The sequence below is a fragment of the Microcoleus sp. genome, from assembly GCF_041354475.1.
Taxonomy (GTDB): Bacteria; Cyanobacteriota; Cyanobacteriia; order Cyanobacteriales; family Microcoleaceae; genus Microcoleus.
On the sequence record NZ_JBGJZU010000005.1, the window covers coordinates 55251 to 81533 of the forward strand.

General features: G+C 44.8%; 19 protein-coding genes and 1 pseudogene. 5 read left to right on the forward strand and 15 right to left on the reverse strand.

Annotation, left to right across the window (positions count from 1 at the left end; genetic code table 11):
* Positions 1-7 precede the first annotated feature (7 nt).
* The 4 genes from ACBR23_RS03110 to bioF form a co-directional block, all read right to left on the reverse strand.
* Complete coding sequence (locus ACBR23_RS03110; RefSeq protein WP_371118700.1) at positions 8-1627, reverse strand: amino acid adenylation domain-containing protein; 1620 nt, start codon at positions 1625-1627, stop codon at positions 8-10.
* 12 nt (positions 1628-1639) lie between these two features.
* The gene (locus ACBR23_RS03115; RefSeq protein ID WP_340522716.1) at positions 1640-2785 is read right to left on the reverse strand and encodes an acyl-CoA dehydrogenase family protein; all 1146 of its coding nucleotides are present in this window, start codon (positions 2783-2785) and stop codon (positions 1640-1642) included.
* 776 nt (positions 2786-3561) lie between these two features.
* Positions 3562-3711 carry a hypothetical protein gene (locus ACBR23_RS03120; protein WP_341737259.1) on the reverse strand — a complete coding sequence of 50 codons (150 nt, stop codon included), beginning with the start codon at positions 3709-3711 and terminating at the stop codon, positions 3562-3564.
* 288 nt (positions 3712-3999) lie between these two features.
* Positions 4000-5160, reverse strand: coding sequence for an 8-amino-7-oxononanoate synthase (gene bioF / locus ACBR23_RS03125; protein ID WP_371114626.1), 1161 nt, complete (start codon positions 5158-5160; stop codon positions 4000-4002).
* Between the two features lie 66 nt (positions 5161-5226).
* On the opposite strand from bioF, the gene ACBR23_RS03130 reads away from it, so the two are divergent.
* Positions 5227-6162, forward strand: a complete 936-nt coding sequence (locus ACBR23_RS03130; RefSeq protein WP_371118701.1) for an exopolyphosphatase — start codon at positions 5227-5229, stop codon at positions 6160-6162.
* Positions 6163-6349: 187 nt separating this feature from the next.
* Here ACBR23_RS03130 and ACBR23_RS03135 read toward each other — a convergent pair whose 3' ends face one another.
* The 3 genes from ACBR23_RS03135 to ACBR23_RS03145 form a co-directional block, all read right to left on the reverse strand.
* Positions 6350-6565, reverse strand: coding sequence for a hypothetical protein (locus tag ACBR23_RS03135; RefSeq protein WP_341737256.1), 216 nt, complete (start codon positions 6563-6565; stop codon positions 6350-6352).
* Between the two features lie 11 nt (positions 6566-6576).
* Entirely contained in the window at positions 6577-7698 is a 1122-nt protein-coding gene (locus ACBR23_RS03140; RefSeq protein WP_371118702.1) for a glycosyltransferase family 4 protein, read from the reverse strand.
* Between the two features lie 174 nt (positions 7699-7872).
* Entirely contained in the window at positions 7873-10680 is a 2808-nt protein-coding gene (locus tag ACBR23_RS03145; protein ID WP_371118703.1) for a chloride channel protein, read from the reverse strand.
* Between the two features lie 739 nt (positions 10681-11419).
* Between ACBR23_RS03145 and ACBR23_RS03150 the strand changes: the two genes are divergently transcribed.
* Together ACBR23_RS03150 and ACBR23_RS03155 are read left to right on the forward strand one after the other, a co-directional pair.
* Positions 11420-11824 carry a hypothetical protein gene (locus ACBR23_RS03150; RefSeq protein ID WP_371114629.1) on the forward strand — a complete coding sequence of 135 codons (405 nt, stop codon included), beginning with the start codon at positions 11420-11422 and terminating at the stop codon, positions 11822-11824.
* A gap of 39 nt (positions 11825-11863) precedes the next feature.
* Positions 11864-14497, forward strand: a complete 2634-nt coding sequence (locus tag ACBR23_RS03155; protein WP_371118704.1) for a cation-translocating P-type ATPase — start codon at positions 11864-11866, stop codon at positions 14495-14497.
* 713 nt (positions 14498-15210) lie between these two features.
* Here ACBR23_RS03155 and ACBR23_RS03160 read toward each other — a convergent pair.
* The 5 genes from ACBR23_RS03160 to ACBR23_RS03180 all read right to left on the reverse strand — a co-directional run bounded on the left by ACBR23_RS03160 (position 15211) and on the right by ACBR23_RS03180 (position 21882).
* The gene (locus tag ACBR23_RS03160; RefSeq protein ID WP_371118706.1) at positions 15211-17148 is read right to left on the reverse strand and encodes a DUF3685 domain-containing protein; all 1938 of its coding nucleotides are present in this window, start codon (positions 17146-17148) and stop codon (positions 15211-15213) included.
* Positions 17149-17260: 112 nt separating this feature from the next.
* Positions 17261-19444 (reverse strand): hypothetical protein, encoded by a 2184-nt coding sequence (locus tag ACBR23_RS03165; RefSeq protein ID WP_371114633.1) that lies wholly within the window; start codon positions 19442-19444, stop codon positions 17261-17263.
* A gap of 266 nt (positions 19445-19710) precedes the next feature.
* Positions 19711-20163: a Fur family transcriptional regulator gene (locus ACBR23_RS03170; RefSeq protein WP_371114634.1), complete on the reverse strand. Its 453-nt coding sequence runs from the start codon at positions 20161-20163 to the stop codon at positions 19711-19713.
* A 255-nt stretch (positions 20164-20418) separates the two neighbouring features.
* Positions 20419-21375 (reverse strand): Hpt domain-containing protein, encoded by a 957-nt coding sequence (locus ACBR23_RS03175; RefSeq protein ID WP_371114635.1) that lies wholly within the window; start codon positions 21373-21375, stop codon positions 20419-20421.
* A 237-nt stretch (positions 21376-21612) separates the two neighbouring features.
* Entirely contained in the window at positions 21613-21882 is a 270-nt protein-coding gene (locus tag ACBR23_RS03180; protein ID WP_371118707.1) for a hypothetical protein, read from the reverse strand.
* A gap of 257 nt (positions 21883-22139) precedes the next feature.
* On the opposite strand from ACBR23_RS03180, the gene ACBR23_RS03185 reads away from it, so the two are divergent.
* Positions 22140-22742: a DUF1345 domain-containing protein gene (locus ACBR23_RS03185; RefSeq protein WP_371125629.1), complete on the forward strand. Its 603-nt coding sequence runs from the start codon at positions 22140-22142 to the stop codon at positions 22740-22742.
* A 199-nt stretch (positions 22743-22941) separates the two neighbouring features.
* On the opposite strand, the pseudogene ACBR23_RS03190 reads toward ACBR23_RS03185, so the two are convergent.
* From ACBR23_RS03190 to ACBR23_RS03200, 3 genes and pseudogenes are all read right to left on the reverse strand, one after another.
* Positions 22942-23208, reverse strand: a pseudogene (locus ACBR23_RS03190) (ATP-binding protein); the annotation flags it as partial.
* A gap of 275 nt (positions 23209-23483) precedes the next feature.
* Positions 23484-24662, reverse strand: a complete 1179-nt coding sequence (locus ACBR23_RS03195) for a M20 family metallopeptidase (protein WP_371118709.1) — start codon at positions 24660-24662, stop codon at positions 23484-23486.
* 76 nt (positions 24663-24738) lie between these two features.
* Positions 24739-25338, reverse strand: a complete 600-nt coding sequence (locus ACBR23_RS03200; protein ID WP_371114638.1) for a glutathione S-transferase family protein — start codon at positions 25336-25338, stop codon at positions 24739-24741.
* A gap of 275 nt (positions 25339-25613) precedes the next feature.
* Between ACBR23_RS03200 and ACBR23_RS03205 the strand changes: the two genes are divergently transcribed.
* Positions 25614-26234, forward strand: coding sequence for a Uma2 family endonuclease (locus tag ACBR23_RS03205; RefSeq protein WP_371118710.1), 621 nt, complete (start codon positions 25614-25616; stop codon positions 26232-26234).
* Positions 26235-26283: the final 49 nt, after the last annotated feature.

Sequence of the window (26283 nt, forward strand, 5' to 3'; positions counted from 1 at the left end):
TTTCCTGTTATTGCTGTGTTTCTTGAGATAACTGAACTTTGTCTATTTTACCAGTTGAAGTGTGGGGCAAGGAACTACGGAACTCAAACAAATCGGGAACCATATATTTGGGAAGCCGATCTGCACAAAACAATTTTAAAGCCTGTATTGAGACATCAGGAACTTCCGAAGCCATCCCTTCTGTGAGATTGTTACTACTACGTGGCACCACAACAGCTTTGATCCGATTACCGATTTCATGATCGGGAATGGGAATTACTGCGGCTTCTTCCACTTGAGGATGGCTGTACAAAATGCTCTCTATCTCACCCAATTCAATGCGATAGCCCCGACTCTTAATCATATGATCGCGACGACCTAAAAAGATATAATTGCCATCCGGGGCTTCTTTGACAAGATCCCCCGTGTGGTAAATCATCTCAGATCCCAAGCTACGATGCAAAGTAAAGGGAACTCGGACTTGAGCACTCTTTTCAGGCAAATCCCAATAACCTGTCATCAACCCAGGGCCACGCACGCAAAGCTCACCCACCTCACCTTTAGCTACCAATTCATTACTTGTACTCAAGACAAAAACTTCAGTATTAGCGCAGGCTTTGCCAAGTGGAAGTGATTCGGTTAGTTCAATATCAAGTGGTGAAACTTGGTAATAGGTGCAGACATTCGTTTCAGTGGGGCCATAGAGGTTGCAATAGGAGGCCTGGGGAATATGCACCATCAACTGACGCAAATATTTGATGGGGAAAACTTCACCCGCAAACAAAATGGTTCTTAAAGCGGGGAAGGTATGTTGCTCTAATCGACCATATAAGACCAAACTTGTGAGAATAGAGGGGACTGAATACCAGATCGAAATTCTTTCTTGGGCTATGAATTTAGCCAGATTAATTGGAAAGACCGATAAAGCGGCTGAGAGTAAAATTGTCGTGCCCCCAGCTTTGATAGTTGTAAAGATATCAAAGATGGAAAGATCGAAATGAAACGGCGCATGATTGGAAACACGGTCTTCTGCTGTTACCTGAAATGTGTCATAGGCCCAATTCACAAAGGTAAGAGACGCTCGGTGGCTAATCATCACCCCTTTCGGAGTTCCTGTCGAGCCAGATGTATAAAGGATATAAGCCAAATCGTTTTCAGTCAGATTTGGTTCTGGGGGTGGACTGTAAGAAGCTTGTAAAACCTCTGACCATCTGACAATTTTTCCCAACCACTGCGTTGCTCGATCGTCTTCATCTGTCAGAATCACACTGTTGAGACTCTGCAACTCTTCTAGGGAGTTGGTTCCTAAAGCATCTATTCTTTGCTGTGTCGAAATCAGGAACTTGATCTGACAGTTGTTAATGATAAAGGTAATCCGCTTTATTGGAGCGTAAGGGTCTAGAGGTACATAGGTGGCACCGGCTTTTAATATGCCAAAGATAGCAATAACAGCTTCAATTGACTTATCGAGGTAAATGCCAACTCGGTCTCTCCGTTCTATACCTGCATCTATCAAGGTATGTGCCAGTTGGTTACTTTTCTCGTCCAACTGACGATACGTGATCGTGTGTTCTTGCTGCTGTACAGCAACGCGATCGCTATGGGTTCGAGCGCTACTTGTTAACAGATGTTGCAGTAGATATGGCATGATGACCTTGCTTTACAATCCCAAGAATTTAGCAATGACGACTCGTTGAATTTCAGAGGTACCAGAGTAAAATTTACTGCCAATAGCATCTCGCAGCTCTCGCTCTAACTCTGTATTTGTTAAATAACCATAGCCACCGTGAACCTCGATTGCTTCCATACAACACTGAACCCAAGCTTCGCTAATGTACAAGTTAGCCATGGAGGCTTCCATCAGAGCCATTTGCTTATTTTGTTTCATCCAAGCAACTTTATATAAGTATGACTTGGCATTCTCCAACCGCAGTTTCATCTCCACCAACTTGTTGGCAACTAATTGAAATTTTCCAATCGCTTGACCAAATTGCTTGTGGCTTCTAGCGTAACGAATAGACTGCTCCAACAATCGTTCTATTGTTCCCACAGCAGAGGCTAGAATAAATCCCCGCTCCCACTCCATGCTATGATTGAATATGGCTAGCCCTGTCCCTTCTTCACCTAAGCGATTAGCGGCAGGTACCTCACAATTTTCTAACCTGAGTTCTGGTACTTCTGCTGTACGCATTCCCATTTTAGATATAGGCTCTGAAAGGATGAGACCAGGTGTATCTTTTTCGATAATAAAAGTCGTCAAACCCTCTTTCCCAAGAGCTGGGTCTACAGTAGCAAAAATGATGAAAAGGTCTGCAATGGTTCCATTGGTTACATAGTGTTTGTATCCGTTGAGAATGTATTTATCTCCATCTTTTTGAGCCGTTGTCTTGAGACTATAGATATCAGACCCCGCTTGTGGTTCGGTAGCTGCGTGGGACGCAATCCACCCTTCCCGACAAAGCAAGGGCAAATATTTTTCCTTTTGTTCTTCCGTCCCGAAGGTCAGCAGGGGCATTTCGCAAGCCCAGATATGGGCACTCATAGCAAATATCAGTCCGTTATCCTTGCAACCGTATCCTAATCCTTGCAAAGCATAGGCGGTAGTGAGAATATCTAGTTCCTGTCCGCCATAACGTGCAGGGATAGGCCATCCATGAACACCAAACTCACAGCACTTTTTCCACGCATCATGATTAAAGATTTCCTCTTTGTCCTGTTTAATCAGGTCGGAGATCAATGACTGTTGGGCAAATTGAATCACCTTTTTTTTAAATTCAATTTGTTGACTGTTCCAAGCAAAATCCATTACACCCTCTGCAATTTCAACTGATTTACCGGTTGTGTTCGCATATTAATGCGATTTTTCGCTTAATACTACCTCTTTAGATAGCCCTAGTCTGCTACTAGAGTATTCCTTTAGATATATGTTTGTCTATATCTAATTCTTAAAACATTGTAAAGATAAATTTGACCTAGCTAATCTTCTAGCCCACATTCCGCACCCCCAACTGGCACATACACGGAGTGAGGGGGCAAAAGTGAATCATCCGAGACAAAGCGTGAGTAAAAATACTCAATAATTTCGGTCGCGCTCCCATCACGAGTGTTAAAAATTCCTGACAAGAGACGTGAGGGTATGAGTTAAATCTGATACCAGTTAAAATTGCGATCCTCTGCGAGGGCTGCGCTAACGGTAAAAAACCAAGTTTATTACGTATCCGTAACCTGATTGATGACCAAAATGCGTTAATTGCGATCGCTCTTGGGTAACCAATCATCACCAAAAATAGTGTAAACTGGCGATCGCGATGAACGCTCAAATCAGGATTCAGCAGCCCATGCAGAAAGCATCCCAGATGAAAAATGTGGGATACAACCGGAATTGATATGACTTCTTGCTTCTACTTAATCCTGATTGACTAATAAAAAACCCCGGTTGCTTCAAGCAACCGGGGTTTTTTTCTACGGAATAACAGAGGAGTGAACTTTCACAGGTATTGATGGCAAGAACTCTGCATTTCTCACACAATCACTTGACCTGCACAGACAAATTCTAGAAAACAAATTGTTGTGTTCGCTGATTTAAAGCTGTCTCATTTCTTCTTCCAGCACCCGAACCAAATCTTGATTGCCACTGGCTTTCGCTACTTCGATGCGGTGCATCAGTTGCTTCTGAATATTAGCTCGGTGGGTTTCAGCAATTTTTTTGACGTTTTGGCGATTTGTGTTCATGGTGGACGTTCCTTATATTAAATTTGGTGTAACCTGCTACTCCTTTAATATAGCGCGAAATTGCAAAAAGTATCTAAATTTACAAAAACTTTATAAATATTGACCCAGCGACCAAAATAGTGTATACTAGACTGCGAAAGTCAATAGCCAAATCTTGACAATCAAAAACCAGAGGACATCGGGCATCGGTAGCCCACTCTCCCCCAGGGCTGTTTGATTCTCAGAAAAACCAGGGTTTTGTAGGGGTAGCGCCAAGAGTGCCTACCCTCCCCGTCTGTCCCCTCTCCCTTAAATTTGTGCCAAAGCCTTTGCCAAATGCTGAAGGTGTGCCAACTCATGAGTTGCCATCAGCGAAATCCGAATTCGACTGACACTCACAGTCGGAGGGCGAATGGCGGGGGCAAAAATACCCATCTCCTTCAGTTTGCTACTAGCGGTTAAAGCTGTGGCTGCATCCTTTAAGGGAAAACTGAAAATGGGCGAGAGTGAATTGGTAATCGGTAACTGGTAATTGGCGATCGCCTCATCTCGGAAATTTTGGATATTTTGCTGTAGCTTCCGTCGTCGATCGGGTTCTTGCTGTACAATCTTCACAGCTTCCAAAGCAGCAGCCGTGTCGGCTGGTGTCAATCCGGTAGTATAAATCCAAGTGGGAGCTCGATTGCGCAGAAAATCAATCACAGCAGCATCCCCTGCAACATAGCCACCCAAACTTCCCAAAGCTTTGCTGAGTGTACCCACTTGAATCAAGGTTTCTCCGGTACACCCGAAATGTTCGACACAACCAGCGCCCCTAGCGCCCAAAACTCCTGTAGCGTGAGCTTCGTCTACTAATACCATACAGTTAAATTGTTTGGCCACCGCTAATAACTGCGGTAACGGGCACAAGTCTCCATCCATACTGAAGACGCTATCGGTAACAATCAAACACTTGCGGTATCGATCGCGATGTTCAGTAAGCAGAGCTCTCAAATCCTCAACATTGCAGCGATCGTATTCTAGAGTCTGAGCTTGGCTGAGTGTTGCTCCATTTTTCAGGCTGGAATGGTTGTACTTGTCAGATAATATCAAATCCCGTTTACCGACGATCGAGGCGATCGCCCCTAAATTCGCCAAATATCCCGAACTAAAGACTAAAGCATCCTCAGTTTGTTTTAAATTAGCAATACTCTGTTCTAGCTGTCGGTGCAAATCGCGGTGCCCGCCCACTAGCCTCGAACCAGTCGTACCCGTACCAAATTCCTTAGTTGCAGCCATCGCCGCTTGAATCAACCTATCATCCCCCGCAAGTCCCAGATAATCGTTGCTAGCAAAGTTAATTAGCCAGTCCCCGGCTAATTTTACCCTAGGGCCTGGACAACTTTCGATCGATTGTGGCGATCGATACCAATTGGCGCGGTGAATAGTGTCTAAATCCTTCTCTATCCAAGCATAAGGGTCAGCGTTCATAGTGGAAAGCGATCGAGTAATAAGTTATATTGTGTGATAATCAGTTCCTCAATTTCTCAAAAGCATATGTCAGACACTCAAAAATACAGATTAGTCACCCGCAGCGATTTTGACGGTCTTGTCTGTGCCGTTTTACTCAAAGAACTCGATATTATCGAAGAAATTAAATTCGTGCATCCTAAAGATATGCAGGATGGAAAAATCGAAATAACCAACAACGATATTACCACAAATTTACCCTATGTTGAAGGTGCTCATCTAGTTTTCGACCACCATTTCAGCGAAACTCTCAGACACGAAAAAATCCAAAAAAACCATATCATCGACCCCTATGCAGCATCCGCAGCCAGGGTACTATACAAATACTATGGAGGTCCAGCCAAGTTTCCCGACATTTCCGAAGCAATGATGGAAGCTGTTGACAAATCCGACTCCGCTCAATTTTCCGAATCCGAAGTTTTACATCCAGAAAAATGGGTATTGCTCAACTTCATTATGGATGCCAGAACAGGATTAGGCAGATTTAAGGAATTTACTGTTTCCAACTATCAGTTAATGATGGAATTAATTGATTACTGCAAAAACCACAAAATCGAAGAAATATTGGAACTTCCTGATGTCAAAGAAAGAGTAGAACTCTACTTCGATCACGAAGAAAAATTCAAACAACAACTACAGCGTTGTGCCAAAGTTTATGACAATCTAGTTGTTTTAGATTTGCGAAACGAAGAGATTATTTATGCAGGAAATCGCTTTGTAATTTACGCTTTGTTCCCCCAATGCAATATATCAATTCACGCACTTTGGGGACTGAAGCAACAAAATACTGTTTTCGCCGTTGGGAAATCCATTTTTAACAAAACTTCTCAGGTAAATATTGGACATTTAATGTTAAGATATGGTGGTGGTGGACACATGAATGCCGGAACTTGTCAAATTGAAAATGACAAAGCTAGTAAAGTTTTGAATGAATTAATTGCACAAATAGATCAAGATAGTTGAATAAAAAAAAAGAAGAAGGGAAAAGCAATGGGTGCATCTGTGTTTTGCAAATATATTCGTAGGGGCGAAGCATGACCGCTGTAAATCTCTGGTTATCGCTAATAAATTGTCTGCGGTCATGCTTCGCCTATGCAAAATCGGGATGCTCCCAAGGCAATTCTTCTACCACCATAAGGTTATATTCTCGTTATTGTGGTTTTTCAACATCTACAGATTGCGAACTATTACCTCTCACCGAGGGTAAATGGTCTACCAAACCCATATCAAAAGCGACATCCGGCAATTCAGAAACCTGATATTTACCCGGTTCAAACAATCGTCCAGGAGTAAAACAAGGCTGTTTTAATTGTACAATTTCTCCCGGTGCAAACATTCCTCTAAATCTTTTACTTTCCAGGGCCATAATTTTCCTTCCTAAAACAACTGTCTCATTAATCTTAGCAACTTTCTAGCCGTCGCTTCCCAAGTAAATAAATCCGCCGTCTCTCTGGCTTTTTTAGCCACATGAAAACGTCGGGAATCTGCAACAATGTTCCGTAATTGCTCTCGAACCGACTGAAGATTTGGTTCCGCCCAATGAGGAGAATTGCTAATTTTCAGATGATGAGTATCATAACACAATCCTACCGGAATTAGATCGTAAGAAATCGGATAACAGTTATCAACATTAGCATACTCGGTCGGACCACCGTAAAGAGGCATCGCCACGGGCAAACCTGCGGCAAAAGCATCCAAAATCTTGATGGCAAAACCCTCGCCACGAAAGGGAGCTAAAAAAGCATCGGCGGATAAGTATAAATTCGCTAGTTCTTGTTTGTCAAAAAACTTAGGTATTATTTCAACTTTTGGTTTAAACCTACCAAATCTCTGTTGAAAATCCATAATTATTTCTACTATAACGTCAGGATTTTTGCCACCGTCTTTGATAATTAATTCAACATTAGATTCATGTTGAAATTCTTTACAAAAAGCTTCAATGGCAATGTCTGTACCAAATCTAGAGAAATCAAAAGAATTGGTCATGTGCAGAATAGACGTTACATAGGGTGGGTTTTTGGGAGATTTTTTTGCATAAAGTTCGGAGATTAAAGGATTGAATCCCAAAGGAAGGACGGAGATGTTATTGGCGGGACATCCTGCTTGGATTAAAACATTTTTAGAATACTCGCTGACAGCAAGTTTGTGAGATGAAGTGTGGACAGCATCGTACATCCAATAATCGAATTCATCATGGTTGGTGGCGAATTCATAGTTGATGGCAAAAAACTCTAAATTCAGATGACCATTGAGTTCTTTTAAAAAATAGGGTTTCCAGTAATGAGACCATTTTATTTGAAACAAATCCGATGGATGGTTGCTCATCCACTTGGCGATTAGACTGTTTTCTTCTGCCGTGCAAATGCGCTGCATACGAGGTGTAACTTCTGAGTCTTCGACGGAAATAGGAATCCCCATTTTGTCTAAGGCTTTAGCTAAGGAGAGTGTGATATCTGTGAAGGAGTTGAAGTGTTGAAATCCGATGTTAAAATGAACCATTTTTAATATTTTTGAGTTTTGAGTTTACTCGTTACCAGGAATTATCCAAGGGAGGCAGAGCCTCTAGATATGTGTTCCCAGAAGCATCCTGGGAACCAGACTAATAACTAATAAATTGGTTATTATCACCAACTAATAACTAATGACTAATGACTAATGACTAATGACTAATAACTAATTTGCCGATCGCACTAAAATGATTGTACACTCACACCCGCGCGCCACAGCCTCCGGGATATTCCCGTGCATCACCTGTTTAAGCAGTCCTTCACGGCTAGCTCCCAAGACGATCGCATCACACTGGTCATTTTGAGCTAAATCAATTAAAGCATCAGACACCGACTTAGCGCAAACCGAAGTTGAAATTACCTGACAGCCCACCTGGCGCTTCAGAAACTCCGCCGCTTGGTCCAATTCATGGCGATTCGGTGATGCGACAGAAGGCTGGTGCACCTGACATAATCTAATCTCTGGTACTTGACTCGCCGCTACAAAAGCAGGTAACAGTCGCAAAGCCGTCGCTTGCTTGTAACCACCACGAATTGGCACCAGCCAGCGCTGCAATCCCATCAGCGTGTGTAATCCCAATTCCTCGGTTTGAAGCTGGGAATGTGGCGCAGAAATTTCTTCAGTTTCCGATTCAGGATGTGTGATTTGAGATGGGGAATTTTCTACCATGTTTATATTGGTTAAATCCACAGATTCTTGACTCAATGCTTTTTTGGGGATTCCCATCTTGTCTCCCCAGTCTCCTTTGTTGCCTTTTTGTAATAACTTTTCGCTCCATTTTACTAAAACTACTTCGCAACCAGCTTGCCGAATCACGGTATCTACAACATCGCCAAAAATGCGTCCCTTGGTCGATTTTTCGCCTTGCCAGCCCATCAAAATCAGATCGATATGTCGCTCCCTAATTATCTCTAAAATCGCATAAGCAACGTCGTGAGATACCCGTATTTGGGTGTGTAGTGGAACATCCCAATGGCGGGCGATGCGCTCGGCTTGTTGCAGCAGGCGTCGGCCTTTTGTTGTCCGCACTGCGGTTTCTGAAGGAGAACTGTTGCGGGGTACTAGCATGATTTGCACGCATTCTAGTTCGTAGTTGCGATCGCGCGCAATTGTCGCCGCCAGCCGTAGCAAAGCTGGTGCTGTGTAGGGATTCGAGAGCGGTACTAACAAGCGGCCGTTTCCTACCTGGGGCGCTCTGGTTTGATATACAACATAAGAAGGTTCTGGACTTGCCCCCTGGTTTGTTTCTCCGCTCAATCTATTGGACTCAACTCGAATAATATCACTCCGAGTAATAATCCCTATTAAATGTCGTCCTTCTGTGACGGGTAAGCGACTGAGATTGTACTTGCTAAGCCTGTGTAAAACTTCGCTTAAAGTATCGTTTGCTTTCACAGTTATTGGCTGGGGAGTCATAAATTCTTTGAGCAGTGCATTGCCCAAATAATTACGTTTTTTGGCATTAGCTAAATCTGATTGACTGACAATTCCCACTAATTTTCCAGATTCCACTACTGGAAAACCTCGGTGAGTCGATCGCGAAAAAGCCTGCATCACTTCATCAAAAGTCAGTAGACTCGAAAGAGTTTCAACTTGGCGCTGCATGACGTTAGCTGCGTACAAATCGCTCAAAGCATCAACGGCTGGTTTATCTTTGGTCAGTTGAATGCCTTTCAACTCCAAAAGGCGATCGTACAAAGAGCCACTGTCCACCTTTTCCGCAACTAAATAAGCCACTACAGAACAAATCATCAAAGGTAGCACCAACTTGAAATCCGCCGTAATTTCAAACACAATAACTACCGCCGTAATCGGAGCCCTAGAAACCGCACAAAAAAAAGCTCCCATTCCCGCCAAAGCGTAAGTGACGGGCAAACCAACACCAAGCCAATCTGCCTGTAATATCCCCACCATATGACCTAGGGCAGAACCCAGAACTAGGGAAGGTGCAAACAATCCTCCCGGTGCTCCTGAAGCAGCAGAGATAATAGTCAAAAAAAAGTGAGCAATAAAAGCAATTAAACTTGTGACACCGCTAGCTTCTCCTGTTAGTAAAAATTCGCGCAATCCAGTATTATTACGAAAGTTTTCTGGTAGTAATGCTATTACTAAGCCACAAATCAATCCCGCTAAAGCTATTCTAAAAGGCAAGGCAAGTTTGAGAGTTTTTCTATTAAATTGCAATCCCGCCAGAATTCCTTTACTGAACAAAGCTCCCAGGAAGCCTGCTAAAACTCCTAACAGTACATAAAACGGAATTTCCCCAGCCGAAAAACTGGTTTGATACTCTCGTAAATTGAGATTTAAACTATCACCGCCCAAAATTTGTGAGACAACCGCACCGATGAAAGAAGCAATAATTGCAGTACCTAAAGTCAGTCCTGAAACATCGTGCAGTAGTTCTTCAACGACAAACAAAACCCCTGCAATGGGAGCATTAAAACCCGCAGCTAATCCCGCCGCAGCGCCACAAGCAATCAATTGTCGGCGGTAGTCTGGAGAAGTTGGCATTAAGTGACCAATCCAGTCTGCCAAAGACGCTCCAATTTGGACAGTAGGGCCTTGTCTGCCCAGGGTTAAACCAGAACCAACTGCTAAAATAGTGGTGATAAGTTTAGCAACGGCTACTCGTAAATTCAAAGAAAGATTGACACCAGAAAGAGCAGCTTTGACGTGGGGAATGCCGCTACCCGCAGTTTCAGGAGCCCAACGTTCCACCAAAAAACCTGTCAGCAACCCGCCCAATAAACCGACAGCCGGAAGTAAAATTACTGCGGGAATTAGTGTTGATGTAGCAACTCGCCAACTGCCGAGCCATCCGACTCCTAATTTGAGTAAAACGCCAGCCAATCCTGAAATTAAACCGATCAGACAAGCTTCAAAAATGGCTAGGCGTTTCGGGCGTAAAAAAAGTTGAGATTCGATGACCCTGGAAGACTCCCTAAATTGTTTAGGGATAGGAATATACCGCATAAATAGGGTTTATTACCTGAAATTTTTAGCTGTTACCAGACTTTAACAACAAAATCCATCGATTGGACAAAATATAACTAATATTTAACCGCCGATGCAGGCAGATTAACGCGAATTAATTATATAGGTTTATAGAACCGATCGCAAGTTACTACAACGAAAACAGTGATTCGAGTTTACAGGAGCAAGAAAAATTAGACGTTTCCAACAATAGCTGGGCTGGCACCAAGCACTTTCAGCAAGAGAACATTTCAGGAGTTATAAACTCTGTCACTAAGGGCCGTGGGGGTTAGGTACAGTATTTACTTGGTCTGCGGGAAACGAACGCGATGACCAGAACCCATACCCAAATCTGCAAACAGTGGCAAAACGGGGGAGAAATGCCAACTCAGGCAATTACGAAAACAATCGCTATGTAATAGCCGTAGCAGCGCTCGACAATAAGGGAGTTGTCATAAAGTCTTTGCGATAATACTAGCAAATTAAATATAACCCTGATTTCATAAAAACTATTCCTTAAGAACAATGCCTTAACCAATTTTAAAGGGTAAGGTAGAAAGATGTCAAACAATTTTAAATGGTAGGCTAACGATAAACTAAATTGCAGTGGCAATAACGATCGCCACATTTCATTGACTTCTGTGCCTAATCAAATCAAAAATACAGAATTTAAAAATGCGAAATTAATTTTGCATAGTACATACACATTAGGTGGAACTCGTTAACAAAGGAGATATAAATGAAAACAAAAGTAGGGCTGTGGATTGACCATAGGAAAGCTACTGTCGTGACGATTACAGAGAAAGGAGAAGAGATAAAAGAGATAATATCTGAGGTCGAAAAACAGCCTCGACGTTCTGGTGATTCACCTCTTAAGGGCACTTATGAATCACGTCAGATTCCCGCTGATAATAGCCGCCAGAGAACTCTTACAGGAGAACTCAATATTTACTACGATGAGGTCATTGCGTATATTCGTGATGCAGAGTCTATTCTGATATTTGGGCCGGGTGAGGCAAAAAATGAACTAAAAGAACGTCTTGAAAGAAATAAACTCGGTGGCCGGATTGTAGGTATTGAAACAGTTGACAAAATGACTGATTCTCAGATTTTGGCGAAGATTCGACAGCACTTTACCAAGTAGCGATCGGCAGCAAAAAGATTTACCTAGCAAAAAAAGATTATGGTTTCACCAGTTGATATCAATACCGTAACTGGCTTATCTGAACAAGATGCGATCGCCAGACTCAAAGACGAAGGCTACAATGAACTTCCCTCAGCACAATCGCGCAATCTTTTCTCGATCGCTTGGGATATCATTCAAGATCCAATCTTTCTGTTGCTAGTCGGCGGTGGTGTCATTTATTGGGTTTTAGGCGACCTACAAGAAGCCCTAATTTTGTTAGGATTCGTCTTTTTTATCACCGCAATTAGCCTTTACCAAGAAGGCAAAACCGAACACGCCCTAGAAGCCTTGCGCGATCTTTCCAGTCCTCGCGCCTTGGTGATTCGAGATGGAGAGCAAAAACGGATTGCGGGGCGAGAAGTCGTTCGGGAAGATATCTTAATTCTAGCAGAAGGCGATCGCGTTCCTGCGGATGCGATCGTGATTTCTTGCTCCAATTTCTCCACCGATGAATCATTATTAACCGGGGAATCTTTACCAGTTCGTAAAGTTGCGGCGGTGGGTAACGTAGAGATGGCTCGTCCGGGGGGAGATGAGTTACCATTTGTGTTTTCTGGAACCTTGGTTGTGCAGGGACAAGGAATAGCTAAAGTGCAAGCGATCGGCCCTAAAACAGAGATGGGCAAGATTGGCAAAGCCTTACAAAAAGTGAAGCCAGAACCGACACCTTTGCAACAAGAAATGAATCGGTTAGTGAGTCGTTTGTTTGGCATAGCTTTATTATTATGTGTCGCGATTGTAGTAATTTATGGACTCACGCGAGGAGATTGGCTCAAAGGATTTCTGGCGGGAATTACATTAGCAATGGCAATTTTGCCGAACGAATTTCCAGTTGTTGTGACAATCTTCTTAGCATTAGGAGCTTGGCGAATTTCTCAAAATCATGTCTTAGCTCGTCGCACCTCAGCCGTTGAAACATTAGGTTCTGCAACGGTTTTGTGTGTGGATAAAACCGGGACGCTGACTCAGAATATTATGGCTGTGCAACAACTATTTGCATATAACCAGTCAGAAAACTCTCAGCCATATAATTTGGAATTACATTCAAAAGAACCGCTCCCCGAATCGGTGCATGAATTAGTAGAATTTTCCATTCTGGCAAGCCAAAGAGATCCGTTCGATCCGATGGAAAAAGCATTTAAGCAATTAGGCGATCGCGCTCTTGCAAATACCGAACATTTGCATAACGATTGGAAACTATTACGAGAATATCCGCTCTCACCGGATCTATTAGCAATGTCTCACGTTTGGCAATCAGCAGATAGCAAGCAGTATGAAATTGCCGCCAAAGGAGCGCCGGAAGCGATCGCGGATCTCTGTCATTTCACACCCGAACAGCAGCAAATTCTAGCCGCACAAATCAAGAAAATGGCAGAGCAAGGATTGCGGGTATTAGGTGTTGCTAAAGCCTCTCTTATTGATGCGCCACCGCCATTTTTGCCTCCTCATCCGTCGCTCAGTCCCGATCGTTTACCCGATAAACAACATGACTTTCCTTTTCAATTTTTAGGATTAGTTGGACTGTCCGATCCAGTGCGTCCAACCGTTGCGGCGGCAATTAAAGAATGTTATACCGCTGGTATTCGAGTCGTGATGATCACGGGTGATTATCCAGAAACTGCTCAAACCATTGCTCGTCAAGTTGGATTAATGCAAATGGGAGCCATCGTAACTGGAGCGGAATTAGATCGCATGAGTGACGATGAACTTCAGCAGCGCATTCAAAGTACAAATATCTTTGCAAGAGCCGTTCCCGAACAAAAATTGCGGATAGTTAATGCTTTGAAATCCAAGGGTGAAGTCGTTGCTATGACAGGGGATGGTGTGAATGATGCCCCTGCCTTAAAATCTGCCCAAATTGGGATTGCAATGGGGATGAGAGGCACAGATGTTGCCCGTGAATCGGCAGCATTAGTGTTATTAGATGATGATTTTTCATCCATCGTGCAAGCGGTCAAACTTGGACGGCGAATTTTTGATAATCTCCGCACAGCAATGGCATATCTTCTAGCAATTCACATTCCCATTGCAGGGATGTCTTTAATTCCAGTTTTGTTTAAGTTGCCGTTAGTATTACTTCCCGTTCACGTTGCATTTCTACATTTGATTATCGATCCAGCTTGCTCGATCGTTTTAGAAGCCGAACCCGCAGAACCAACAGTAATGAAGCGTCCTCCCCGCAACTCCAAAGAACCCTTATTTGGCAGGAAAACTGTGGGCTTGGCGGTGCTACAAGGCGGCGGAATCTTAGTAATTGTTCTCGCAATCTATACTATATCGCTATATCTAGGAGAAGGCGAACTTAATGCCCGTGCGTTAACCTTTACAGCATTAATTTTGGCAAATTTAGGACTAATTTTGAGCGCAAGTTCAACCTCGCCCCTCAGTTTTAAAATACTGAAAACCTCCAATGCTGCCCTTTGGTGGGTGATGGGTGGGGGACTTTTTTTTATGGCGATCGTGCTTTACTTTCCCTTCTTGCGTAATTTGTTTAGCTTCTCTTTTCTGCATCCGATCGATCTTGCTATTTGTCTACTCGGTGGAGGGATTAGTTTAGTCTGGTTTGAACAGTTAAAGTTACTCAATCAACCCCAAGGAGTTATTAAATATAAATCAGGAAAACCTATCTAAGACAGGACTTACGCAATTGGAATATGTTGACATCCTCACCGGGCTAAAGCCACGGTGATTCCTAGCAAGCGAACAGGGTTAACTGAACTACTTCTACTTGGGTTGACGGCTCAACGGAAACAGCCTCTACCGAGGTCTTACACTCCCTCCCCGTCCATTTAGAGTCGTGGGTATGCCCTACCCCGACTTTTTCTATATTTTTGGCAGCATTGCCATCTCTATCATGTTGAGCGCCACAATTGAGACCAACTAATTCCCTCACGGATAAATCTCGATCGACCTTATTTCACTTTCCTTTAGGAACGGTTTTTTTTAACCGCAGATTAACGCAGATAAATCTTACAGAACCTACGCAAAAAACCTGGTTTCTTTGAACAATCATCGCTCTATCGCCTGAGATATTGACGCAGAAACCGGGTTTTTGACCCCCCGTGTGTCCAGGACTGTCTTATCTTCTTTGCGTTAATCCGCGGTTTTTCTTGCCATCACAAGCAGCCTGCTTTCTCATATCAAGTCCGGTTGTATCGGAATGATTTAACCGCGAAGGCGCAAAGGACGCGAAGGAAGAGAAGAGAGAGTTTAATACTGGACGATGAAGAGAGGATTTGATCTCACTCCCTTGTCACCCCCCCAAGGTAGCAGGGCTGTTTCATTCTCGGAAAAATCATCGTTTTGTAGGGGTAGTGCCTTTTTTTGCCTACCCTCCGCGTCCACTACCCATTTTTGCCAAACTTACTATCCTGCAAAGAATTCCCAATCCCCTGAATAAATCCCCGCCCCACCAACCCAATTCCCCGCCCAACTACCTCAGTCAAAACATAAACAACACCCACACCAAACAGCGAAACAACGGCCCGAAGCCTAGGCGCGATCGCATCCCTCGTTTCCAGCACCAAAGTCAACGCCAATCGCCATCCAGAAAGCCGCGCTAACTCCACATTTCTGGGAGCATAAATACAAACCCTATGAATTCCCGAATCCCTCAACACAAACAGCCAAAACCTACTCTCAAAAATGGCTTTCGGTTCCACAAAATAACTTTCCCAACGATACTTCCAAGATAAATTATTCCGAAACCGCTCAATCTCTCGTGTCGAAATTAACTTCCCATCATAAAATTTTTGCTTAACTTCCTCAACATTCCCAAAATTGTTTAGCAGAGGCTGCACCACTCCACTAGCAACTTGAATTACCAAATTTTCCAACAAATACTCAGCCCGCTGCATTGCTTCTGGACTCCCAGCCAGACAAGAATTATTATCAACAATCAAGGGATTTTCAAATAGCAAATGTGCAAAAAAATCAACGGTAAGCGGTATTTTGTCAATAATTTCTGCCCCAACTTCCTCCCGGTCAGAAAGTAGCACTGGGACAACTTCTACCCCATTTATTTTTCCGAAAAATTCCCCACTTTCAGCTAAACTATTGGAGACTTTTAAATCTGTTTCAACTTCATCTAAACTTGCATTTTCCCTGACTTGCAGAGTATAGTATCTGCCAAAAAAATTGATGACGGTATCTTGCCACAAATTTCGCAAAATAGCAGGCATTTTTTCTGCCAATTGAGTTGGCTGCACCTGAGAAAAACGTAATTCTTCGAGCACTTGCTTCAATTGTCCCAGGATGCAATTAATCAACTCCAGCTTTTTGGTCGATCGCAAAACATCTATTTCCAAAGGCACGCCACTCAAATTCACCACATCAAACTGCAACTTAGCAGCCACCGAGTCAAATAAACTACCTTGCCAATCACCTCCCTTTGTCGAATCATTGACCAAAAAATCTGTATTCTTAACTACTAATTCCGAATTAATTAATAGATTATTCCCTCTTCCCCCTCCCCTCTGCTTACCCTGAATCCCCTGGCTTTCTTCCCTCTCCCTTCTTCTTGGTGTTGGCAATAACTGACTCACCACCCAGCGAGCAGCCAGCAATTCTCGGTGATGTCCGCTCAGCAACAAACTATCCAAAATAGAGCCAAAATCATCGTTCCCAGTAGCTTTTGTCCCTTGTAATTCAGCTTTTACTACTGCCAAAGTTGCGTCTATTTGCCGCAGCCCAGACAGGCAAATATCAGCCAATATTTTTTGGTGTATTGGCGTAGTAACTGTCGGAGCATCTACTATTTGTTCCACATCTGTGGCAGAGTTTTCTGTTGATTGAACTCCCCCTAAATTCAGTGGAATTTCCCAGCTCACTGCCACATCTTCTGGCCAATAACTTTCACCCGATGCCACCAAGCGAATCACGGCCATTGTCAGCGCAATATCTCTACCTTTAGGACAATAGCCATTGACACCTGCTTCCTCCAGAATTGCTCGCGACTCTGCCGTCAGTGACCCACCCAGGAGCAACAGGGGCAATTCGGGGTAGAAACTTGCTAACTGGCGACAAAATGCGATCGCCGACATTTCGCCCACTTGGCCCACTTCGCCCGATCGCACCCGTGGCGTATCAAAATCAAATATTACCAAATCTGGTGGCTTCGCTTCTCCATTCGCGATCGATCGCTCCTCTAAAAGCAACAAAGCCTCTGCCGGCGTTGAAACCTCCGCAAAAATTTGCAAATCAGGATAATCCTGGCAAGCAATTCGCAATCCCAGGCGGAAAATGGGGTCATTACCGATCGACAACAATTGAAAATTAGTCATCAAACAGCAAACAGTAAAAGACAGCAAGAGAATAGAAGAACATACCGACAGAGCACTTGTTGAGCTATCACCCCTAGAGCAATGGCCAGGGAGCGATCGACCTTCAGCCCCATTACTCTGGAATTAAATTACGGTCTGGAGGACCAGCCGAATCCGGGATCGGAGGTGGAGGCGCGGGTTCGGGAGCCGGAGGAGGAGCAGGTTCAGGAGCGGGAGCCGGAGCCTCCTGTCGCGCGGGCGGATAGTAAGGCTCTGCTTGTCTGGCTGGCGGATAGTAAGGCTCCTCCTGTCGCGCGGGCGGATAATAAGGCTCCGCTTGTCGCGCGGGCGGATAGTAAGGCTCAGGCTCCGGCTGCGGTGCTTGCTGCCGAGCCGGCGGGTAATAAGGTTCAGGAGCCGGAGCAGGTTCAGGAGGTGGCGCATATTCCTCCCGCACAGGAGGTGGAGCGTATTCCTGCTGTCGCGGAGCCGGCGCATACTCTTCCACAGAAGCCGGCTCAGCTTGGCGAGGACGTTCCGCAGGTACCGGTGCGCTTCTGGCACTCAGTTCCGCACTCCAGCGTCCGATCGCGCTAGCAGCCTCCGAATGCAGAGCTCTACCGTAACTGACCTGGGATGCCATATCGATCGCCGCTCCCAACCTGCCTTGAGACGCCAACTCAGCAGCTCGATCCAAAATTGGTCGATCTTGAGCCACTTGCAAGTCGCTGACCCATTGATAGACATTATCCTGAGCTTTAGCATATAAACTTCTACCGCTCTTGATTTGGGAAGCCTTATCAATAGCCTCGCTTAGCTTTCCTTGCTTTGCCAGAGCCAGCGCCCCGTCCAAAAACGGCTGATCTTCCACAATTTCTATGCGTTTAGTCCAGCTCGCCAGGAGAGTTTGGGCTTCTAGCCTGCGGGGGCGGTTTTGAGCGATCAGAGTTACCTGAGCGATCGCACCCTTTAGTCCTTCAACAGTTCCCGGCGCAGCCAACTGCTTCGCCAGCATCACAAAAGACTTGTCCTCTATCCGCTGAATGTCCTTGCGCCACGCAGCCACCAAAGTTTGAGCGTGTACTCGTCGGGGCTGCTTCGGCCCAATGGTTTGCGCTTGGTCGATCGCGATTTCCAAGGCTCCAGGTAGACCAATACTGGCGATCGAATTCGCCATTTGCAGCCGCACCAAATCTTGAAACTGCACTTGCAAACTCTCTATTTGACCTTGAGCCTTCTGGTATAGAGGACGGCCTGGAGCAATCTTACTAGCAGCACCTTGACCTTCTAGCAAGCTAAAAATATGTTCCCCCAGAGGCGTAGTAATCGACTGATTCCAAGTCACCGCCACAGCCCTACCGAACTGCATCAAATCTTGGGCTTCGGCAAACAGAGGTGAATCCGGTGGCACCACAGAAGCCGCCTCGATCGTCCCGTTCAAATCCTTCGCCTGCAAGCGTTTATTCGCCATTGCCAGCAAAATCTTGCTCCACCCTGCAATTTCCTCCTCTGCTTTGGCGCGCGCAAACAGTTTCGAGTCTATTTTTCTAGCCAAGACGATCGCCTCTGCAAACTTCTGCGGAGTTTCATCCTTGGCCAACTCCTTCGCCTCGGACAAGCGCTGCCAGCCGTTTCTTTCCACAGCTATCTGCTGGACTAACTCGTTGTAGCGTTTCTGACTCCAGAAAATATTGTCCAGTTTAAACAGAGCTTGAGCGTAATCCCAGGCTTTTCTTAAATCGTCAACTTTCAAAGCTGCTTGAGCAGTATCGTAAAGCTTTTGACCTTCCTGCCAATTTTTTTCCCAAGCGGTAACAGCCTCCTGTACCTCCGGGTAAGACGGACTCGTTTTGGGAATTTTTCCCACAATGTCCATTGCACCTTTCAAGTCCCCCGCCTCGATTCTGGCTTTGGCAAATCCCAAAATTGCCTTGGACCACTCCCCTACCAAATGTTGGCCCTGGGAGTAGAGTGGGTGTTCTTTTGGCCAAGCCTGCACCAGGACGATCGCGGATTCTAGCTGTTCTAGTTTCCCAGACTTAGCCGCTTGCTGAGCGCAATAAAGCCGCTCTCCGTCGGCTGCTAGTGGCGAAAGTTGCTGGCAATTGGGAGGCGGTGGCATCGTCAGCAACCACAGAAATGCAGCTACACCCGTTACTCCAAAGCCCACCAGGACAGTCAGCCAGATGAGCTGCCACTGCCAAAAACTTCTTTTAGTTTCGACTATCGGTGGCGCTATCGCTTCTGAGCCATCATCCCCTGTAACCGAGTCTGCACTTAATTTTGCTGTCGGTTCCGAGGGGTGGTTGTATGTCACTGGTCTTGAGAATTTGTCAGATTGTCGTCTCGCCATTACTTCAGCCTATCCTGTAATGCGCTTGTGCATTTGGTAGTAATCAAACGCAGGTAAATTATACAGTAATTGACCTACTGCTATGCAGTTAGGACAGGGGAGATAATAATTCATGCTGCACAGATGCTCGATCGCGTTGGCAATTTTCAGCTCTTCAACTGTCGAGATTTGCAGTAAATAAGAACTAGATGAAAGTCTGCGGTGTAACTTTTGGTCGATAACCCAATTTTTTACGATCCGTTGGGGAGTGAGCCTTCTGCCGTTGATTCGGGCGATCGATAGCCGTAGAAGTCGATCCGGTAATCTACGATCCGAACTCCCGTTTGTTGTTCAATTTGTGCGATCAAGTCTGGGGGCAATTCCACATGAATGTCGAGAATCTGAGACGTATCTAGACAATTGACGTGAGAGTGAGAATCGCTGACATTGCCGTACAAGCGTCCTTCCGATCGCTCTATGCACTCAATAATCCCTTCTCTAGATAGGGCTTCGAGGTTTTGATACACCGATGTGTGACCGATCGAATGTGCTTGTTGATTTAGGCGATCGTATATTTCACGCGCTGAGAGGTGTTCTTGCGCCTCCCACAGGAGTTCGAGAATAAATCGACGCTGGCGGCTCAAGCGCATTCCCATCGCCTGACAGCGATTTAAAGCATCTTCTAATGAACGAATTGGTTTCACAGCTACCGCCTTCTAAAGCCTGCTCGATTTTTAACTCTCGTACAACGTTGCACGCGGACCCTAATTTCCTTAATTCTAACGCAGGGTGGCCCAAAGGTATAGCAGAAGGACAAAGGAAGATGGAAGATGGAAGATGGAAGAAGGAAAATGCCACAAAATCCATGATTTCTGCAATTAAGAAATTCCTAACAGAGAAATTGGCCCTTAAAAAAGCCTTCAAACCTAACATCCTTCCACCTTCTAGCATCCCAAGTCCTAGGGAGAAGATTTGATAGCGTGAATCAGTAACTTAGCTATTTCCGAGAGTTGCTTTTTGTTAAAAGTTTTGAGCAAAAGCTTGACTACCGCCTTCGGTTCCGCAGGAAGTGCTATGGACTCAGACGCTGGGGCTGTTGCTGGAACGCTGGCCGCTACTTGTGGGGATGCTGCCAAAAGCAGTAAATTTTTACTCGGAGCGATCGCCTTGACTTTCCCCCCTTGCACCAAATCACCAGCATCCTTAAGTTCCTTAATAATCAGTGGAGCTAACACTTTATAAGAGTTTTTCGGATTGGCGATCGCCACTCTAGCGGTTTTGACTAAACTTTGCCAACTTTCGATACCGGTTCCCAACTTATACAGACGAACACACAAATCAGACAACTGCTGGCGAGTAGCAGCCGACTCTTTCGCCTTGAACACCTGCAACATTTCTTTGAGTAACACCATCACCGAAGCTGTAAAATTTGTCGTCGAGACTGTGGGAGCAGCCCCAGACGAACCAGACTTAGCCGCCACCCCAGCAACTTTGCCAGAAACTAAGTTATTGAGGTGAGTTTCCAGTTGAGCAAAGGCCGGCATGATTTGCTGGACCAGTTTCTCTCCCTCTTCATTCCTCAACCCAAAAGGCCCCGACATCCGCTGCACCAAATCCTTAAGCGTATCAACTCCTTTGAGAAACAAAGATTCTGCTGTTTGGTCAACCTGTTTAACGGGCCCGTCCTTGAGAATCTTAAAACAATCTTCCAATCTGTGAGCGGTTGTTTTAATACTATCCAAGCCCAGCATCGCCGCCCCACCTTTGACTGAGTGGGCGGCTCGAAACATCTCTTGAAGGCTTTCGGGGTCTTTCATCGTGGACTTTAAATCCACCAAACCATTTTCTAGAGTATCGAGGTGCTCCTTAGCCTCCTCTATAAATAAACGTAAAATTCGGTCTTGCTGGTCTGACACAACAGTCCTCCTAACAATCTCAGCACCCTCCAGAAAGCACTCCTAACCAGGAAAGTAACGCGACTCATACCAAGAGTCGGAATCTCCTATGCAAGATATTCTAGCCTCAACAGCTAGCACAGTCACATTGTGGTCTTAAGAATCCCTGTTGCTTCAGCACAGGGAGTGTCAAAATACTGGTTTGCTCCGAAGGTTAGATTTCATCGAACTGGTGGGGTGAGATGCGGAAGATTGATTCTACAGTTCTGAGGGAGTATCGGGAGCCACCTCTATGCCCATTCCTGATTGCATCATCTGCTGATCCGTAATCAAGTCGCTCAATTCCTGGAATTGGACGCCGATGTTTTGGCAAGCTAGCTTAAGTTCGCGATCGAATGTATGAAAGTCACTACCATAGCCGCAAAGTTGGGCTGCTGTGGCAATACCTTGTGGGGCGTTGGCTTTAGCGCAGTCGATTAACTCAATGCCTTTGAGGGGTTGGGAGGATGCCATAGTGTTAAACCGCATATTTACATTTTTCCCACTGTATCCAGAATGTGGAGGGCGATCGATCTATCCAAAGGCAGGAGAAGTCTCGCACCACCAAAGTCCAGTTAATTTTTGGGTAAAAACTGCCAAAATAGCATTAATCATGTGGATTCCTTGACATCCACTCTGCCTAACTTGGTATAAATCTAATTGTGAAAAACCAGTCCCTATATAAGACGCACTGGCTCTGGACAGTCCGGCATCGCCTCTTGGTCTCTGTTTTGTTGGCTATAGCTGTGGGGTTTCTACTACCACCAGACTATCTCAAGCTGACGAGAGCTCTGTGTATTTGGGACGCGGGCCTGATCAGCTTCCTGGGTTTGACCTTGGTGCTAATGCTCCAAGCCACTCCAGAAATGATGCGCCACCATGCACAACAGCTCGATGCCGGCCGTGTGGTAATTCTCGGCTCCATCTTAGCGGCCGCTTGTGCTAGCGTGCTCGCCATAGTCTTCCTACTGCACGATACGAAAGGCTTGGACTCCAAGTTGCTAGTTCTGCACTTGGGGCTTTCGGTTTTGACCATAGTTGGGTCTTGGCTGCTGGTGCATACTATCTTTACCATGCACTATGCCCGCAGCTACTACCAAAACCCCAGAAAGTCCAATCACAACAAACCTGAACCAGTCAAGGGTTTGGACTTTCCGGGGGACGAGGCACCTGACTACAAGGATTTTCTCTATTTTTCCTTTGGGGTGGGCATGACTTGCCAAGTTGCTGATGTGCAGACGACTTCTCGCTCTATGAGGTCTTTAGTTTTGTTGCATAGCGTGCTTTCTTTCTTTTTTAACACCGCTATTCTGGCGATGAGCGTCAATATCATTGCAGGATTGAGTTGAAAAAATCATACAATCTAGATACTTGTCAATAGATAAGCGAAACTTTTTACATTCTGTTACGCGATCGCTCTAATTTTATCAACTCCTATGGTTTGTTTAGTTGTTGCCACGCTACTTCCATATCTCCATTAATGGTTTGTTCTTTCACCACCTTAAATAGTAATTGCCACTCATCATTATCAATGCCGTGACTCACACTGTAAACCACATGAAATCCCTCCTCTGTCAACTCTTTTTGTAGTCGCGACAATTCAGTAGATTTGCCGCAACCAATATGTCCGGTGAATAATTGGCAAGTCCGTTTATCTGGTGACACGCGGGTAATTGTTCGTTTGAGTATGTTAATAATTTTGCCACCGCGTACCGAAGCAAAATCAATGTAGTAGCGAATATCTTCTGAATTTCCCAACATCAGGGAGTGACTGGGGTTGCAGGCGTCGCAGAATTTATTAAAATCTAGAGTCATAATTTTTTAACTAATGATATTGAGTGCGATCGATCGACCGTGATTTCTGTAGGGTCAGGTTCGCTTTATTCTCCCATATAACACTAGATAGCCAATAAACGCGCCTGACTTTTTAGCGAACCGCAAGGAAGAGAAATATATATGGCTATCTAGTGGGGTGGGGGCGGGTTTTTGAGATTGTTAATTATTGGCAGGTATTCTTGGTGAACCCGCCCCTACAGGAATTATGTCTATTTTACCGGAGATGAGATGATTAGATCAATAACTAATGACTCTCACTTTTGTTTCCAATATTTGTAAGCAGCACTGGCCAAGGTGACAACCCCAGTAATTATGGCCGCTTCATCCACCTCAAATTGCGGATGATGGAGAGGATAATTTGGTCGATCTTTTAATCCAACTCCCAGGCGAAACATGGTTCCCGGTGCGTGTTCTAAATACATTGAAAAATCTTCCGCGCCGAGGGATGGTTCTGGTAAAATTTGGACGCGCGATCGACCTAAAGTTTCTAAAGCCGCTGCTTCGAGTAATTGGGTGAGACAGGGGTCGTTTTGCACTCCCGGTACACCACGTTTATAGTTGAGTTCATATTTTGCGCCGTAAGTTTGACAGACACCGGCCACAATTTGCTCGATCCAAGCTGGTAGTTTTTCGTAGGTTTCAGGATGGAGCGATCGCACCGTGCCTAATAATTTTACGCGATCGGCAATCACGTTAGGTGCTCGTCCCCCACTAATTTGCCCGATGGTTAAAACCACAGGCCTCAATGGATTTTGCATTCTACTAATCGCCTGCTGCAAAGTAGTAATAATCTGCGAAGCTATCCAAATTGCATCGATCGCCTCGTGGGGACGCGCGCCGTGGCCGGATTCACCCATGACAATCAATTCTAGGTCATCCGCCGCCGCCGTCAGTGCCCCGTGCCTAATGCCGATCGCACCGCCGGGAATCGTCGGAAAAACGTGCACTCCCAGGATGCCCTCAACGTCTTTCATCGCCCCATCTGCAATCATCCAACGCGCGCCTTGGGCTATCTCCTCCGCCGGCTGAAATAAAAACCGGACGTGACCAGGTAATTTTTCTTCCAACTGAGCTAATATCATCGCCGCGCCCAAACCGACGGTGGTGTGGATGTCGTGACCGCAAGCGTGCATGACTCCTGGGTTTTTCGAGGCAAATTCCAGGTTTGTGCGTTCTTGCATCGGCAAAGCGTCCATATCGGTACGAATTGCTAGCCAGCGCGACTGGTTGCTATGGCCTTTGATCTCGCCGATGACACCGGTTTTGCCAATTCCTTCGATCGCATGAACTCCACTGGAAGCCAAAACACCAGCTACATAGGCCGCTGTTTGATATTCTTGCCCGCTGAGTTCGGGGTGAGAGTGGATGTGGCGGCGGATTTCGATTAGGCGAGGTGCAAGGGTAGTAGCTAATTCAAGAATGCGGGCAAGCATGAATTTATTTGGGGATGGCGGTACAAACGATTTTCAATTAGGTTAACGCAAATGTCCCACGAACAGGCAACCGGGCTTAAGTTGCGATGTTGATATATCCGGGCTGACTTTTGATGCGATCGATCCAAGATTCAATTGCTGGAAATCGTGTTAAATCAAATCCTCCCTCCGCAGCAACGTGAGTATAAGCAAATAAACCGATGTCAGCAATGGTATAGCGATCGGCTACAAAAAAGTCATTTGTTTCTAAGTGCCGTTCCATCACTCCCAAAGCAGCATAACCCGGTGCTTGTTTTTGCTTAAGTGCTTCCTGGAATTCCTCACTTTTACCAGTCAAATACCAAAAACGAGAAGTTGCAATAAAAGGTTCGTGGCTATATTGTTCAAAAAACAACCACTGCATGACTTGAGATCTTTCAAATTTATCATTGGGAAAAAACTCAGTCTCTTCGCTCAAATAAAACATAATTGCATTGGATTCAAATAGAAATTTGCCCGGTTCTATTTCTAACACCGGAATCCGCCCGTTGGGATTTTTCTTCAAAAACTCCTTAGTTCGACTTTCTCCTTTGAGAATGTCAATTTCCAGCGTGGCAAAGGGAAGATGAAGCTGAGTTAACAGCAAGCGGATTTTGTAGCAATTCCCCGACATCGAATATTGGTAAAGTTTCAACATTCTTTTTTTTATACCGCAGAGGACACAGAGAACACAGAGTTAATGTTCACAATTTATGATTTTAGCATTATTCTGTTATAATTATAATATTTTAATTACACTACCTAGGAGCTACGAGCAACGTTGACTATTGTAAATATTTATTGAATAAATTTACTTTGGTTGCATCCACCTTACAAGCGTCCATATACAGGGTAGGGAGTTGCTTGATAAATGCGCGATCGCTTACCTGATTTCTATTTTTTCAAATACCAATATCGCCGGAGGAATTTTCAATGATTTTTCAACTACAACCTCAATTCATGACTCCCCAAGAATATCTGGAATGGGAAGAACAACAACCCATTAAATATGAATACATGAATGGAGAAGTCTTTGCCATGACTGGGGGAATTCTGCCCCATAACTCAATTGCCATAAACATTACATCTGCACTCAAAAATCACCTGCGGGGTAAAGGTTGTAAAGTCTTTATGGCAGATGCCAAAGTGGGAGTTTCACAAAATGGTCCATTTCACTATCCAGATGTGATGGTGAGTTGCGATCCGCAAGACCAAAGAGCCCGTAAAGTTATTTATCATCCTTGTTTAATTGTCGAAGTGTTATCTCCTGGTACAGAAGCATTCGATCGCGGTCAAAAATTTAGAAATTACCGTCAAATTGAAAGTTTAACAGAATACGTTCTGATTGAAGCCGATCGCCTGAACGTCGAATGTTACCGCATCAATGAAAAAGGCAAATGGGAACTCACTGCTTATTCCCTTGACGCAACAACTATCGACGCTACAGAAGTAGAAGTTGATTTTCCCAGCGTAGATTTCCGTTGTCCGATTTCTTTGCTGTATGAAGATGTGGTTTTTCCTGAAGAAAATACCGAAGATTCTGCCGATCGCTAATTGAGGTGTCTCAAGAGCGATCGCATCATTTAATCAAAAGCAGATGGTA

What these genes read in the sequence shown, in the direction of transcription:
- ACBR23_RS03110 (WP_371118700.1), bottom strand. Translation starts at nt 1,627, where the DNA reads ATGCCATATCTACTGCAACATCTGTTAACAAGTAGCGCTCGAACCCAT.
- ACBR23_RS03115 (WP_340522716.1), bottom strand. Translation starts at nt 2,785, where the DNA reads ATGGATTTTGCTTGGAACAGTCAACAAATTGAATTTAAAAAAAAGGTG.
- ACBR23_RS03120 (WP_341737259.1), bottom strand. Translation starts at nt 3,711, where the DNA reads ATGAACACAAATCGCCAAAACGTCAAAAAAATTGCTGAAACCCACCGA.
- bioF (WP_371114626.1), bottom strand. Translation starts at nt 5,160, where the DNA reads ATGAACGCTGACCCTTATGCTTGGATAGAGAAGGATTTAGACACTATT.
- ACBR23_RS03130 (WP_371118701.1), top strand. Translation starts at nt 5,227, where the DNA reads ATGTCAGACACTCAAAAATACAGATTAGTCACCCGCAGCGATTTTGAC.
- ACBR23_RS03135 (WP_341737256.1), bottom strand. Translation starts at nt 6,565, where the DNA reads ATGGCCCTGGAAAGTAAAAGATTTAGAGGAATGTTTGCACCGGGAGAA.
- ACBR23_RS03140 (WP_371118702.1), bottom strand. Translation starts at nt 7,698, where the DNA reads ATGGTTCATTTTAACATCGGATTTCAACACTTCAACTCCTTCACAGAT.
- ACBR23_RS03145 (WP_371118703.1), bottom strand. Translation starts at nt 10,680, where the DNA reads ATGCGGTATATTCCTATCCCTAAACAATTTAGGGAGTCTTCCAGGGTC.
- ACBR23_RS03150 (WP_371114629.1), top strand. Translation starts at nt 11,420, where the DNA reads ATGAAAACAAAAGTAGGGCTGTGGATTGACCATAGGAAAGCTACTGTC.
- ACBR23_RS03155 (WP_371118704.1), top strand. Translation starts at nt 11,864, where the DNA reads ATGGTTTCACCAGTTGATATCAATACCGTAACTGGCTTATCTGAACAA.
- ACBR23_RS03160 (WP_371118706.1), bottom strand. Translation starts at nt 17,148, where the DNA reads ATGACTAATTTTCAATTGTTGTCGATCGGTAATGACCCCATTTTCCGC.
- ACBR23_RS03180 (WP_371118707.1), bottom strand. Translation starts at nt 21,882, where the DNA reads ATGCGGTTTAACACTATGGCATCCTCCCAACCCCTCAAAGGCATTGAG.
- ACBR23_RS03195 (WP_371118709.1), bottom strand. Translation starts at nt 24,662, where the DNA reads ATGCTTGCCCGCATTCTTGAATTAGCTACTACCCTTGCACCTCGCCTA.
- ACBR23_RS03200 (WP_371114638.1), bottom strand. Translation starts at nt 25,338, where the DNA reads ATGTTGAAACTTTACCAATATTCGATGTCGGGGAATTGCTACAAAATC.
- ACBR23_RS03205 (WP_371118710.1), top strand. Translation starts at nt 25,614, where the DNA reads ATGATTTTTCAACTACAACCTCAATTCATGACTCCCCAAGAATATCTG.